The organism is Paenibacillus sp. NPDC093718 (assembly GCF_050279985.1).
Taxonomy (GTDB): Bacteria; Bacillota; Bacilli; order Paenibacillales; family Paenibacillaceae; genus Paenibacillus_AQ.
The window spans coordinates 402,703-416,498 of the sequence record NZ_JBNNUS010000005.1; the positions used below are offsets into that span (position 1 = coordinate 402,703).

The window sequence follows — 13,796 nt, forward strand, 5'->3', positions numbered from 1 at the left end:
TTTCACCTGCATATACTACGGATACATAGATATAAATTCGGATGGACAATCCCTGACCTTAGACAGGTACACAGTTTGGGTAAAAATGGTTACAATTCAATTAGATAGGCAAAGCTCACCATTAAGGAGGCATGGGGATGATAATCGGGGTTCCCAAAGAAATCAAAAATAACGAAAGCCGTGTAGGCATGACGCCGGGTACGGTCGTCAGTTTCAGGAATGCTGGGCACGAAGTGCTTGTTCAATCCGGGGCAGGCCTTGGGATCGGTTTTACGGATGAAGCTTACAGAGCGGCTGGAGCCAAGGTGGTTGCATCGGCTGCTGAAGCGTGGAAAGCCGAGATGGTTGTGAAAGTGAAGGAACCCCTGCAAGAGGAGTATGAATACTTTCAAGAGGATATGATCCTATACACGTATCTGCACTTGGCCCCCGAGCCCGAACTGACCAAAGCACTGGTTGATCGTAAGGTAAGTGCCGTTGCTTATGAAACGATACAATTGACGGATGGCAGCTTGCCGCTTCTGACACCGATGAGTGAAGTGGCAGGTAGAATGTCCATCCAAATCGGGGCGCATTTCCTGGAAAAAGCACATGGCGGCAAGGGTGTCCTTCTAAGCGGCGTACCTGGGGTCGCACCGGGTAAGGTTACCGTTATCGGCGGCGGCATCGTTGGCACCAACGCGGCAAGAATCGCGCTGGGTCTCGGTGCGGACGTCAGCATCCTCGATATTAATCCCGGCCGACTTCGTCAACTGGATGATCTTTTCCAAGGGCGGGTCAAAACGATTATGTCCGATCCGTATCATATTGCGGAAACGGTGAAGGCCGCCGACCTTGTCGTGGGCGCGGTATTGATCCCCGGTGCAAGGGCACCTCGCCTCGTAACGGAAGAGATGGTAAAAGAGATGAGCCGGGGATCGGTCATCGTGGATGTGGCAATTGACCAAGGAGGCTCGATCGAGACGATCGACCGGATCACCACGCATGATAACCCGACCTATGAAAAGCACGGTGTTATTCATTATGCCGTAGCCAACATGCCGGGCGCCGTAGCCAGAACCTCCACCCTGGCACTGACCAATGTAACGGCACCCTATGGTTTGAGAATAGCAAGTAAAGGGCTCCGCTCTGCCGCTCGTCATGATAAAGCGCTTGCCAAGGGCATTAATGTCATCGACGGCAAGGTAACCTATGAAGCGGTTGCGGCGGCTCATGGTTATGCGTATACCAGCATTGACGATTATTTGCTGGCATAGAGATAACAAGTATTAAGCATGCAGAGCCATTTTTCATAAATTAGACACGATACCGGGGTTATGACGTAAACCTTAGCGGTGCTTTCGTTGGCCGCCGTGGACAAAGCTGAAAAATGGCTTTTTATGTTGGTTAGACGCCTTCGCCTAGTTCAACATGAACAGGAGCTGATGCAGTTCCGTTTCCTTCAAATGCCTCCACTCCCCCCGTTCCAGCTGATCCAGTGTAATATTCATAATCCGAACACGCTCCAGCTTCAGGACTCTGTACCCCAAGGCTTTACACATTCTGCGGATTTGCAGATTAAGGCCCTGTGTCAAAATAATACGAAATACATCTTCGCTTTGCCTGTTAACCTTGCATGGTTTGGTTATGACGTCCAGGATTTCAACGCCTTGAGACATCGCTTGCATAAATTCGTCCGTAACGGGTTTGTCCACGGTCACCACATATTCTTTCTCATGGTTATGCTCCGAACGCATCATTTTGTTCACAATATCTCCGTTGTTCGTAAGTAAAATCAAACCCTCAGAGGCTTTATCCAACCTCCCAATGGCAAAAATGCGCGATGGATAGTTAATAAACTGAATAATGTTTCCCGCCACATGTTCTGCTGCCGTACAGACAATACCGATGGGTTTATTGAGAGCCAGGTAGACCGCTTCGCTCTCATTATGAGGAATTTTCTTTCCATCTATCAACACGATATCGTGCAGCTCAACGTTCGCCCCTTTTTCACACACCTTGCCATTGATTGTAATGCGTCCGGCTGCAATCAATCGGTTGGTTTCTCTGCGCGAGCAATATCCCGTTTCGCTTATGTATTTGTTTATTCGCATGCTCCACCGCTTCTCCTGTGTAATATTGCTACAGGTTCATTTTAGTTAGTACACCTTCTCTTTTCCTTGATCTTTGTGAAATGTGGCATGCTCCAGCTGGGGAGATTCGCCAGCCGGAATTCCTCAAGCGGATCCAGTTGGGATGATAACAGCTCTTCTGGCGGATCGAAGTGATAACCGGGGAGCAGCGAGCCTAGTAAAAGTCTTGCGACATGTTCTCTTCGTCTGCAACAGCCTGTATCTCCTCCGATCCGATGCTGATAAAGCGGTAGCCGTCGGCTGCCTGCTTCTTCAGGGCACGCTCTTTGATGAACTTGGGGCTGGCTTCGCCGTTATCTTCGTCATATACGAGCAGAATACCATCGGTCTTGCGGAGAAGCAGATCATCTCTGGCCGTAAACTGCCATGGCCCCTGATAAGGGCCCTTGCTGACGGGTGCATAGAAGTCTACCCCCTTCATCACTTCCTGAAAATAAGCTTTTTTATCGTCGTTCCATTGCTCCTCGGGATTCTGGTAGGCCGTCAGAATGGAGCATTTCAGGTTGGGGTATTGGGACTTTAGTTCGATAGCCGCTTCGATGGCCCACAGGTCCACGCCATATTGGCCGGGCGTGATGACCCACTGGAGGCCTTCCTCAAGCAGTGGAACCAGGCGGTTGGCAATCGCTTTACGTATATAAGGTATGCCTTGGTGTTTGTTGTTATAAATACCGAGCTCATGGGCCCGATATCCGGTAATCAGAATGTTTTCCAATCGAGCACGCTCCCTGACAAAGAATAGGTCTAGTGTACCTTTTTCGGAAATTTTGATCAATCGATGTTACAAATCGTATAGAATGGGGAAGTAACTCGGAATACATATTTTAGGAGGAAATTCGATTGAAGAAGTGGACAGCAGCATTACTAGGGGCAATTTTGGTTATGAGCATGACAGCATGCGGCAAGGACAACAAAGCAGCAGACGACGCCGCAACGCCGCCAGCAACAGAACAAGGGACGACTCCTTCGACAGAGACGCCAGCTAAAGAAGAACCGAAGGAGGATGCTCTTCCGACTGCTGACGAGCTTCTTCAGAAATCGGCTGAAGCTTCCCAGAATTTGAAGAGCTTTGCGATGAAAGCCGATGTTAAACAGCATATCGTGGTTGAAGGCGAAGAGAAGCAGGAACAGGATGTTAATATGTCGCTTGATTCGGAACTTACGCTCGAGCCGGTGGAAATGATGCAGAACGTCGTGATGGATTCTCCGGAAGGCAAGGTCGAGATGAAGCAGTATATAACGGAAGACGGTATTTACATGCTCATGGATGGTCAATGGATGAAGGTTCCGAAGGAATCGGAGCAGGAGATCCGCGATAGCCTGGATCCAAGCAGTGCGAGTCCGGAGCAGCAGCTGGAGCAGTTCAAGACCCTCGCTAAGGACTTCAAAGTTACGGAGGACGGAGACACATACGTCCTGACGGCGGATGTCTCCGGCGACAATCTGAAGGAGCTTGCCAAGTCCATGATGAGCCAAGCGGGCAACGATCCGCAGATGGAAGCCATGATGGATCAAATGGATATCAAGAGCATCCATATTATTTATGGCGTACAGAAGGAATCTTACCTGCCTGCAACAACCGATTTGGACATGGTGATGGCAATGGAAGCCGAAGGTCAGAAGGTATCCTTGGATATGAAAATGAAGAGCACCTACTCGAAGCATAACGAAATCAGCAAGATCGAAATGCCGAAGGAAGCATTGAACGCGAAATAATGCTGTTTGGCAGATGATATGAGAGGAATATAAAATGACGATATTCCTCATGAAAAAGGCTGCCCCAATTCTGTAGATGCCTACAGACCGGGGCAGCCTTATCTGATGATGGACTTCAGGCTCGGAATAGAAGTTCTGATAGTTAAGGTGGTGAAAACTTAGTCCTGAGGTTTATCGACTTCCACAATGACGCTGCCGAACAGCTGACCGTTAATGGAGACCATAATGCGCCATAGTCCTGGCGAAGGTAGCAACATGGAGGTTGGTATCGCTGCATCGGCACCGTTATGAGGATAAGGACTGATACGAGTTTTAAATATATCAATGATCTCGGTCGTGTTTCTTTTTACCGCCGTTATGTGCAAGTCACCCTTCAATTCCTCGTCACGACCCCAGAAGTGCCACATATATTTGTTGGGTTGCCCAGCGATAAAGCCCGGATCAATAAAGCCGAGACGCCCTTCGATGCCTGTCATTTCAGTGGGAGGATATTTTGAGGAAAGCATCGCCTCCACCGGGTCTTCAGAAGCAGCCGAAACGAAACTCGGGCTCGGCTCCCAGCTGCTGTCCGGCACATCGACCACGATATCGCCGTATTTCTGCTGATCCACCATCACGTCGAAACGCCATAAACCTGCCAGTGGTATGCCAAAGCGGGAGACAACGCGGGTTGATTTATCGTAAGCCATGTCTCTGGTAATTCTTGTCTCAGGAAGCTCCTCCAATATCATTCCAGTATCTCGGTGAGTGGCTAATATACGAATATGCTTGCCTTCAAGTTCTTGAATAGGCAATTGAAGAAACCATACGGCGCCGGCCGGAGAGCCTGCGGCATAATCACCACCCTGGACCGCCTGGAGTTTATCTACTCCCGCCTCCGTGTACACGTTGCGGGGAGCCCAATCGGCAGCATTTCCCCAACCCTTGATCGGGATCAGCTGTTGAATCACGGGTGATTCCCGCCATCCCCATGCCACCACGATTAGAAGAAGCATGAACACACTTGCGGTCATCATACGCAGACGTGTTGGAGACTTCCGTTTTTTTCTGCCCATCCTTACAGAGCCGTTAGCAGCGTTGTTTAATACTCTGGATTTCATCTCTTCGGTGAACATCGGCTCGTTAAATGGAGAAGAAGCGAGTTCTTGAATCCAATCGGGCTGCAGCTCTTGTTCGGTCTTCACTGGACATCCTCTCCTTTCAACATCATTTCCATTCGGGCACGAGCCCGGTGCAGTCTGGATTTGATTGTTCCTTCGGATATGCCGAGCAGTTCCGCTATTTCTTTTCGCGGCAGCTGGTAATGGGATTCAAGGATCAACACCTCCCGGTATTTGGGCGGCAGCTCCAACACGTACTTCCAAATCTGCGAGACAGCAGCAGCATCCATAAACTCTTTTTCAGCGGAAGGTTCTGTCTGCTTGGAAGTGATCCAGCCGGTTAATGATACCCTTGTCATATAGGAAGACTTGAGATAGTTCAGGGAAAGATTGCGGGTGATGGTTAACAGCCATGTTTTGACAGAGCTTCGGCCCTGAAAATCATTCCAGTGCTTAAATGCTCTCAAGAACACGTCCTGACTGATATCGTCAGCCGCCTCTTTGCGTTTCGTTAGGAAGAATGCATAGTTCCATACGTCCTGGCCGAAGGACTCCATCCAATCATTCAGCACGGTGCTCGCATCATTCACGGCCACCATAGATTTAAGGTACTCCAATAACATCACCTCGAATATTAGACAATCGAATAACGGATCGGTTCCCGAATTTCCCGCAAAATATTTGAAACAATTTAATCTGCAAATCGTTGTATGAATAACAGGTATGCAGGAATCGAGGAAGGGGAGAAGACCTATGCATTTATATTTTAAGGATAACTTTTTTAGCTCGGGTATAACAGATATTATGGATAGGGAAGGCAGCGTCATTGGAAGTCTGGATTTGAAGAGCGCTTTCGGTTCCTCGCTGGACGTGTATAACGCTTCGGGAGATCAGGTATGCAGCGGGTCGTTTCGATTCTTCTCGAACAAATGGAATATTACTGGCGGCAATGGGGAAGAACTGGGCCTGCTGCGCATGCGGATGAGCTTTTTTACGAAAAAATTTGAATACGATGCGGGATCGCGAGGCGTATACGAGATCACTTCGCCTGCTTTTTCCAATGAGTATGAAATAACGGATGTTGCCGGAGGGGGCATCGCCCGTTTTTCCCGCATTAGCGGCTGGCTTCAAGCCGGAGCCTATCAGCTGCAGAATGAGAGCGACGTTCTCGGTGACTGGGAGCTCGTTGCCGTCGTGATGGGGATTCACCAGATACGCAAACGCAACAACAGCGCTGCCGCATCGAGCTCTCATTAAGCTCAAGGGAACCCCGGTTAGATGATGAGAGGAGGAAGCAGGATGGACGAAGTCAGCGACCATCTGGATTATGGATTGACTCTTGTATTTATCGGTTTTAATCCGAGTTTGCGATCCGGGGAGGTCGGTCATCATTATGCGAACCCTCGCAACAATTTTTGGAGGATACTGCATAAATCCGGTTTGACCCCGCGCTTATATGAAGCCGCTGAGGATGGAGAATTGCTTAAACTAGGGTACGGATTTACCAATATTGTAGCCAGGCCCACCAGGGGTGCCGAAGACATAACCCGCGAAGAGTACAGGCTCGGAAGAGAGACACTGCGGGAGAAGCTGGCCGAGTACAGACCGGAGGTTGCCTGCTTTGTCGGCAAGGGCGTGTATACCGAATTCAGCGGGAAAGCCAAGGCGGATTGGGGAATTCAGCCGGATTCCGTCATTGACGGCGTCCGTGAGTTTGTAGCTCCTTCTTCCAGCGGACTGGTGAGAATGCCCATGGATGAGATTATCGGAATTTATCGGCGATTGCATGATTTTATATCAAGGAATGAGTACTGAACAGGAGTGTACGGCAAAAGCCATCTATGGGGGGACAATGAAAAAGAGGAACGTCCAGGAGGCCCGGTTGTCGGGCTCTTGGTGCTCCTCTAATGAATATAGAAAATATAAGCTTTCAGTGAAGCTTAGGCTGCCGTATTACGGACGCTTCAGCAGCGCAGGATCAATCCTCGGCACAAGCCCTTCATCGGCTGCGCGGTTCAGCAGGGCTGAAATCGCGGCATAGCCATCTTCGCCCAGCTCCGCGGTAAATGGATTGACGTACAGTTCGATGTGAGCATCGGCGACATCCGGGTCCATTTCCTGAGCGTGATGGAGGACATAGGCCCGAGAGTCCTCGGGATGTTTCCAGGCATATTCGACTGAGGAGCGGATCCAGTTCGAGATGCTTGCCAGATCCAGCGACCTGCGGGCCACAATCGCTCCCAGAGGAATAGGCAGATTGGTATCGGACTCCCACCAGCTGCCCAGATCCGTCATCATCTTCAATCCATAAGACGAATAGGTGAACCGTGCTTCGTGAATGACAAGCCCGGCATCAATCGCTCCATCCCGGACAGCCGGCATAATCTGATCGAACGGCATCACCACGATTTCGCCAAGCCCTCCGGGTACGTTCTGTGCGGCCCACAGACGGAACAACAGATAAGCTGTGGAGCGCTCGCTTGGAACGGCTACCCGCCGGCCGGACAAATCCGCAGGGCTGTCAGGAGTTTTACCATCCGTCAGCTTGTCCGCTGTCAGAACGAGCGGCCCGCATCCGCGGCCAAGTGCTCCTCCGCAGGGCAGAAGGGCATATTCATCCAGCACCCAGGGCAGCGCGGCATAGGATATTTTTAAGATATCATGTTCTCGATCTTCGGCCGCCCAGTGATTGGTGATATCGATATCCGCATAGGATACATCCAGCTTGGGGGCGCCTGGAATCCGTCCGTGAACCCAGGCATGAAATACAAATGTGTCGTTGGGGCAAGGGGAAAAAGCGATTTTCATCGTAACACCTCCGGTAGTAATGAACTTGCGGTCTCAAGCGCCTGCAGCGCCTCCTTGATCTTCCATGCACTGCGGTCCCGCGGGCCGACCTGATTGGATATGGACCGGATTTCAAGCACGGGCACACCGACTGCAGCGGCAGCGGTGGCCACGCCGAAGCCCTCCATCGCCTCGGCTGCGGCTTTCGGCACCCGATGGAGGAGACGTGCAGCCGTTGCGGCTGTTCCCGTCGTGGTGGAGACCGTCAGCACAGACCCGAGGGTTACGGGAACGCCAGCATATTGTAAGGCCTTCGCGAGTTTGCGGGCAGAATCCGGATGTGCCTGCACCCGATCCGTTCCGAAGCCGAGCTCCCGGACGCTGCTGAAGCCGTCTTCGGTTTCGGAACCGAGATCAGCGGCAATGATGGTGTCCGCAATGACGATGGAACTAACCTCAGCACGACCGGCAAATCCTCCGGCGATACCTGCGCTGATAACCCAATCATAGGTGCCTTGAACCAACTGGCGGGCAGTCGCAGCAGCTGTTGCCGCTGGGCCGACTCCACCCGCGATGACATCAAATCCGTGAGCATTGTTAAGCCCGCGTTGCACGGCTTCTTTTTCAGCATCAACCGCCGTGACAATAAGTACGCGTGTGGAAGACGGGTCTTGCGAGTTATGTGACTCGGTTATATCCACCGAGTTGGATTGGGTATGTTTCTGCATGTTATTTATCTCCTTCTTGGCTGTAACGATAAACATCGTTATCCTTTTACGTTATAACGTTCTTGTGGCGATGTAAAGTCTCGTGCATGTTAAGACTGGACTTTATCTGTAGCAGCAACTTTCCGATATAGAGTATAATGGACGGTAACTTACATACATCATGAGTAGATTCGGAGGTTGGATAGCTTTGCGTAAGAAGGGTGCGAACGGACAAGAAAGCCGGGCTAGACTACTGATTGTCGCTGCTAATGAATTTGCAAAGTCAGGATACCATCAGACCAAGATCAGCACCATCGTTTCTCGGGCTGGATTGACGCAGCCGTCATTCTATTTGTATTTTGAGAGCAAAGAAGCCGTGTTCAAGGAGCTGGTGGAGAAATTTCGAGCTGAGCTCAAGATCCTGCTCGAGGGCAGCAGATTGGAAAGCGGAATCGATGAGGATCATGTGACCGGCCGTTTGCAGAGCGTGCTGACAGGGTTGTTCGCGTTTCTTGGCAAAGACCCGGATCTGACGCAAATCGGTTTTTTTATTGGGGATGACGCGGTGATCGTAAAGTCGGAAATGGCAGCCATGATTGAGCAAAATCTGAAAGCTGAGCAGCGGGACGGGTACTTTGACGGTGATTCCGATATGCATATCGTTGCGGAGTGCTTGGTCGGTGTCATTGAAAGACTGACCTCCCAGCAGCTTCTGACAGGCCAGCGGACTCCTGAGGATCTTGCGCGTCACGTGGTGAGTTTATTTATGCACGGTATCAGCATTTATCCGGCTAAGCGGGTTACATAAGGCATTGAAATTCAATGTTCAAAAATAAGATAATTAACATATCAGAAACAGGCTGCAACATGGTTAGGTTTAACTGTGGACGGTCTGTTTTTTGCTGCCGGCCATAGCCAAATTTTAGCAAGGGTTTGATCTTTTTCAAAGAATTGCAGTATATTCATTATACGTTATGTAACCGATTGCAACTGAAGATGGCGAACGAAGGATCAAGGATCGGGGGACTTATTCATGAAGAAGATGATGCTGGTGTACGGTGCGCTTCTATTGGCTTTTCTCACCTATGTCTTCATGTACAGGCTGGAGGACAAGCGTTCTTCCGCTTGGGAGGAGGGCGGCCTGCACGGCAGCATTGGTGAGAATTATGTCATGGTGACTTTTCAATCCGGCATGGAATACTGGAAAAATATTCTGAAGGGCTTCGAGGATGGAGGGGATGCGCTGGGCGTAACTGTCGATTATCGCGGCTCTACACAATACGACGTGGAGGAACAGATCACTGTTCTGGAACAAGTGATTGCCAAAAAGCCTGCCGGTATCGCCTTGTCGGCCATCGATTCCAAAGCGCTGACGTCGACGATTAATAAAGCCGTGGATGCCGGGATCCCCGTCGTGCTGTTCGATGCGGATGCGCCTGACAGTAAGGCCTATTCGTTCCTGGCAACCAACAATTACAACGCTGGCGTTGCGGCCGCGGACAAAATGGCGCAGCTTCTCGGCCGGGAAGGGGAAATCGGGATTGTTACCCAGCCCGGGCAGCAGAATCATGATGACCGTTCCGAAGGCTTCAGGGACACTTTAGCGCAGCGATATCCGGGCATGTCCGTGGTGGAGATCAGGGAAGGCAAAGGGGATACCCTCGTTGCCAAAGAGGCTGCTGCCGACATGCTGGTTAAGCACCCGGATCTCAAAGGGATCTTCGTAACGGAGGCCAGCGGCGGAATGGGCGTGGCGGATGCCGTTATCGGCGCAGATAAAGCAAACCGGATTACCATCATCGGATTCGATACGAATAAAGGGACGCTGGACCGGATTTCCGATGGAACCATCGCGGCAACGATCGCTCAAGGGACGTGGAATATGGGCTATTGGTCCTTGCAGTATTTGTTTCATCTGCATCATGGTCTTACCGTACCGGCCCCGACGCTCGGCAATGACGTGTCTCCGCTTCCGACAAGGGTGGACACCGGGATTTCCATTGTGACCCGAGAGAATGTGAATGATTATTATGCAAAATAGAAACAGAGCGGAATTCTGGCGCGAAGGCATCTCGCGGTGGCTGCGGTTCGGGGATTTGCCGCTGAGATACAAGCTGGTCATTTTGTTCCTCATGGTTGGCATCCTGCCCTCAATCGCGCTGGGTGTCCTCGTCAATTGGACGGTTAACCGCATTGTGGATCAGCAGGTAACCTCGAACACGATTCAATTGATCGGAAAGGTCAATCAGACCCTGGACAATGATATGGAGAATCTCCAGAACATTACGTATTTGATCGGATTTGATCCGCGCACGGAACGATTTCTGGATGGGGAAATCCAAGGGGACAAGCCAGCCGTTGGAACCGAAGATACGGGTAATTCCGGCCCGCGAACGGCCTCGGTCAAGCAGGACAATGCGGAGAATTATGAGATTAAGCGGTACCTTCAAGGCTTCACGACGCTGTACCCGGAAATCGCCTCTATTCTTCTGGTCAATCGCGAGGGAGAGTATATCAGTAACGAAATGTACGCACGCAGTCCGGCAAGTTTGACGGAGGAAGAATGGTACCGCGAGGCTGTTTTAAATGAAGGTATTTTTACCGTGCTTGGCCATCCGGCTGAGCGTAATGTCACCACCCATGTTCATTACGGCAACGAGGAGTTGGTATCGGTCGTTCGCTCGATTGTGGATCCGGATACGAGGGAAGTAACCGGTGCGGTATTGATCGATTTGAAGCTGCGGGCAGTCGCGAGAGCGGTCCGGGATGTCACGCTTGGAAAGAGCGGATATTTGATGGTGGCAGAGGCCGGCGGCTCCAGCATCTATGCTCCGGAGGATTCCATCATTCCGTCCATTCCCCCCTCGTGGTTTCCGGAAGAGGACAGCGGCGCCTTGATCCGCGAGGTGAACGGGGAGCGTCTGCAATTGATATACGGCACCTCCTCCTTTACCGGCTGGCGGACGATCGGCGTATTTCCAACCAGCGAATCGGTGTATGAGGTCCGGGAGATTCGTTTTTATATGATTTGTTTCTTGTTTGTGGTGTGTTTGTTTGGGGTTGCGGCATCCTATACGCTTTCACAGTCGATATCCAGACCGATCTGGCAGCTCATGTCCTTCATGCAAAAAGCCGAATCCGGGGATTTGACGACCCGTTACTGGGGAAACCGGCAGGATGAGGTGGGTATGCTTGGCCGCAGCTTTAACCGCATGCTTCTACAGATTCGCAAGCTGATGAAGCTGAGCGAGCTGCGGGAAAAGCAGAAGCGCGAAGCGGAGCTGCGCAGCCTGCAGGCTCATATTAAGCCGCATTTTCTGTACAACACACTGGATACGATTCATTGGATGGCCCGCAAGAAAGGAGCGGACGATGTATCGGATCTGGTGGAATCCTTGTCGAGGCTGTTTCGGATCGGGCTCAGCAAAGGGGATGATATTATTCCCATGTCCGACGAATGGACGCATATCAGCAGTTACCTGCAAATACAGAAAACGCGATACCGCGACAGGCTGCAGGTTGAGATGGAGCTTTCGCCTGAGGCTGAGAAATTGTACGTGCTGAAGCTCTTACTGCAGCCGATCGTGGAAAACGCGATTTACCACGGCATTAAGGCCCGTAGAGGGCCTGGGCGAATTGTCATCAAAGCCCAGGTGAACGGAGACGTTCTTCTCCTTAGCGTCCAGGATAATGGGGCCGGCATGTCTTCTGATCGGCTGGAGGCGCTTCGCAAACAGCTTGCCGACCCGGTAACGGCCATGGAGGCGCCCCCGGGAGAAGGGCTGGGCGGAAGCCGAAGCTACGGCATGCTGAATGTGCAGGCACGTATCAAGCTAACGTTCGGCGATGAGTACGGTATCACGATTGACAGTACAGAGAACGAGGGAACCACGGTGGTGATTACGCACCCGCTGGTGCATGCCGTTCCTTCGTCCTCTGATCATGATGGGAGAGACAGGTTATGAAGAAAGCGTATCAAGTCTTGATTGCCGACGATGAGCCGATTATCCGCGAAGGCATTCGGGATGCGGTCGACTGGGAGGCACTCGGCATGGAGGTGGCTGCCGAAGCGGAGGATGGCGAAGAGGCGCTGGAGCTTGCGCTTAGCCAACCGATTGACATTATGCTGGTCGATATGAATATGCCGTTCCTGGACGGCATCGGGCTTATGAAGCGGATGAAGGAAGAACGTCCCGAATGCCGGTTCGTCATTATTACCGGCCATGACGAATTTGCTTATGCGCAGGAAGCGATCCGGCTCGGGGTTAAGGATTATATATTGAAGCCGGTGAATGCGGATCACCTGATCCAGGTGCTCAGCAGCGTTCGGGATGAGCTGAACGACCATCAAATCCAGGAGAACTACCTTAAGAAGGCGTCCGAGCAAATCGAGAAGAACATTCCGCTGCTGCGGGAACGGTTCTGCCTCGAATGGATGCATGGCCTGCTGGATGAGGAGGAGGCGCTCGAACAGCTGGAATTCCTGGGACTGCCGCCTTGCCGTCCATCCCGAATCGGCATCGCCAGATGGACGGAGATGACAACTCCGCAGCCTTTGATGAAGGAAAGCGACCGGCAGCTGTATCTGTTCGCGATGGAAAATATAATCGCCGAGCTGTTTCATCCCGCGCCCTGCGTTTTGTTCCGGGATCACACCGGATGGATCGGCATCTGCTGCTGGGGAGTAGCAGATTCGAACATTGGGGCCGATGCCGAGCGGCTGATCCAGAAGTACTTAAAGCTGGCCGTGAATGTGCATCTGGAGCCTGTTTCGGAAGGAGCGGACGGCGCGGTTGCAGCTGCCTATGAGGCTTGCCGGGAAGGGGTGTTCAAGGAGGCGCAGCTCTCTCCGCTGGTACGGCGGGCTCGTCAGCTCATCCAGGAACAGTATGCCGTTCGGGAGCTGACGCTGGAATCTTTTGCCCAGGCCCTGCAGGTTTCGCCCGTCTATCTGAGCCGGATGCTAAAGAAAGAACTGGGCACGTCTTTTATCACGCTCATGACCCAGACGAGGATTCAGAAAGCGATCCAGCTGCTCAACTCCACCGAGCTGAGCATTCTGGACATCGCGGAGCAGGTAGGGTATGACAGCCAGCATTATTTCAGCACGGCTTTTAAGAAGGTAATGGGGGTATCGCCGAACCGTTACCGCAAAGGGGCGACGGTTCAGGAAGAGTAGGCGGTTGAGTGACGGCCAGAGAGTCTCTGTTTTGTTGGGATAACCAACAAAACAGGGGCTTTTTTTATGCGGGCAACCGCTTGGGGCATGCTGTGAACGAAGCCGGAACGTTAAGCAGCTATGCACACTCGCGTGAATCCCAGAACAACAAAAGTATGAAAATTATAAAAAAGGT

The 13,796-nt window shown here is 51.6% G+C and carries 14 protein-coding genes; 8 read left to right on the top strand and 6 right to left on the bottom strand.

The genetic code is table 11. The annotated features are described in order from the left end of the window. Positions 1-137 precede the first annotated feature (137 nt). The gene (gene ald / locus ACQKPA_RS17520) at positions 138-1,256 is read left to right on the top strand and encodes an alanine dehydrogenase (protein WP_427493854.1); all 1,119 of its coding nucleotides are present in this window, start codon (positions 138-140) and stop codon (positions 1,254-1,256) included. Between the two features lie 144 nt (positions 1,257-1,400). Here ald and ACQKPA_RS17525 read toward each other — a convergent pair whose 3' ends face one another. Both ACQKPA_RS17525 and ACQKPA_RS17530 read right to left on the bottom strand, forming a co-directional pair. Then, a complete protein-coding gene (locus ACQKPA_RS17525) occupies positions 1,401-2,093 on the bottom strand; it encodes a pseudouridine synthase (RefSeq protein WP_427493855.1) in 693 nt (230 codons plus the stop codon). Between the two features lie 193 nt (positions 2,094-2,286). Next, entirely contained in the window at positions 2,287-2,847 is a 561-nt protein-coding gene (locus tag ACQKPA_RS17530) for a DUF1273 domain-containing protein (RefSeq protein ID WP_071223534.1), read from the bottom strand. Between the two features lie 125 nt (positions 2,848-2,972). Here ACQKPA_RS17530 and ACQKPA_RS17535 point away from each other — a divergent pair, with 125 nt between their 5' ends. Then, positions 2,973-3,848, top strand: coding sequence for a DUF6612 family protein (locus ACQKPA_RS17535; RefSeq protein ID WP_427493856.1), 876 nt, complete (start codon positions 2,973-2,975; stop codon positions 3,846-3,848). A 158-nt stretch (positions 3,849-4,006) separates the two neighbouring features. Here the strand turns inward: ACQKPA_RS17535 and ACQKPA_RS17540 are convergent, their stop codons facing one another. Both ACQKPA_RS17540 and ACQKPA_RS17545 read right to left on the bottom strand, forming a co-directional pair. After that, positions 4,007-5,032 carry a DUF4871 domain-containing protein gene (locus tag ACQKPA_RS17540; RefSeq protein ID WP_427493857.1) on the bottom strand — a complete coding sequence of 342 codons (1,026 nt, stop codon included), beginning with the start codon at positions 5,030-5,032 and terminating at the stop codon, positions 4,007-4,009. Beyond that, entirely contained in the window at positions 5,029-5,547 is a 519-nt protein-coding gene (locus ACQKPA_RS17545) for an RNA polymerase sigma factor (protein WP_427493858.1), read from the bottom strand. The genes ACQKPA_RS17540 and ACQKPA_RS17545 overlap by 4 nt, the downstream gene beginning before the upstream one ends. Positions 5,548-5,701: 154 nt before the next feature. On the opposite strand from ACQKPA_RS17545, the gene ACQKPA_RS17550 reads away from it, so the two are divergent. Together ACQKPA_RS17550 and ACQKPA_RS17555 are read left to right on the top strand one after the other, a co-directional pair. Then, positions 5,702-6,205, top strand: coding sequence for a hypothetical protein (locus ACQKPA_RS17550; protein ID WP_427493859.1), 504 nt, complete (start codon positions 5,702-5,704; stop codon positions 6,203-6,205). A gap of 42 nt (positions 6,206-6,247) precedes the next feature. Beyond that, positions 6,248-6,763, top strand: a complete 516-nt coding sequence (locus tag ACQKPA_RS17555) for a mismatch-specific DNA-glycosylase (protein ID WP_427493860.1) — start codon at positions 6,248-6,250, stop codon at positions 6,761-6,763. A gap of 138 nt (positions 6,764-6,901) precedes the next feature. Here the strand turns inward: ACQKPA_RS17555 and ACQKPA_RS17560 are convergent, their stop codons facing one another. Then, positions 6,902-7,756: a 1,4-dihydroxy-6-naphthoate synthase gene (locus ACQKPA_RS17560; protein ID WP_427493861.1), complete on the bottom strand. Its 855-nt coding sequence runs from the start codon at positions 7,754-7,756 to the stop codon at positions 6,902-6,904. Beyond that, positions 7,753-8,463, bottom strand: a complete 711-nt coding sequence (locus tag ACQKPA_RS17565) for a futalosine hydrolase (RefSeq protein ID WP_427493862.1) — start codon at positions 8,461-8,463, stop codon at positions 7,753-7,755. The genes ACQKPA_RS17560 and ACQKPA_RS17565 overlap by 4 nt, the downstream gene beginning before the upstream one ends. Positions 8,464-8,650: 187 nt before the next feature. Between ACQKPA_RS17565 and ACQKPA_RS17570 the strand changes: the two genes are divergently transcribed. From ACQKPA_RS17570 to ACQKPA_RS17585, 4 genes are all read left to right on the top strand, one after another. Then, entirely contained in the window at positions 8,651-9,250 is a 600-nt protein-coding gene (locus ACQKPA_RS17570; protein ID WP_427493863.1) for a TetR/AcrR family transcriptional regulator, read from the top strand. Positions 9,251-9,475: 225 nt separating this feature from the next. Then, positions 9,476-10,483, top strand: a complete 1,008-nt coding sequence (locus ACQKPA_RS17575) for a substrate-binding domain-containing protein (protein WP_427493864.1) — start codon at positions 9,476-9,478, stop codon at positions 10,481-10,483. Next, positions 10,464-12,407 carry a cache domain-containing sensor histidine kinase gene (locus ACQKPA_RS17580; protein ID WP_427493865.1) on the top strand — a complete coding sequence of 648 codons (1,944 nt, stop codon included), beginning with the start codon at positions 10,464-10,466 and terminating at the stop codon, positions 12,405-12,407. The genes ACQKPA_RS17575 and ACQKPA_RS17580 overlap by 20 nt, the downstream gene beginning before the upstream one ends. Continuing rightward, complete coding sequence (locus tag ACQKPA_RS17585; protein WP_427493866.1) at positions 12,404-13,621, top strand: response regulator transcription factor; 1,218 nt, start codon at positions 12,404-12,406, stop codon at positions 13,619-13,621. The genes ACQKPA_RS17580 and ACQKPA_RS17585 overlap by 4 nt, the downstream gene beginning before the upstream one ends. The last annotated feature ends 175 nt before the right edge of the window (positions 13,622-13,796 follow it).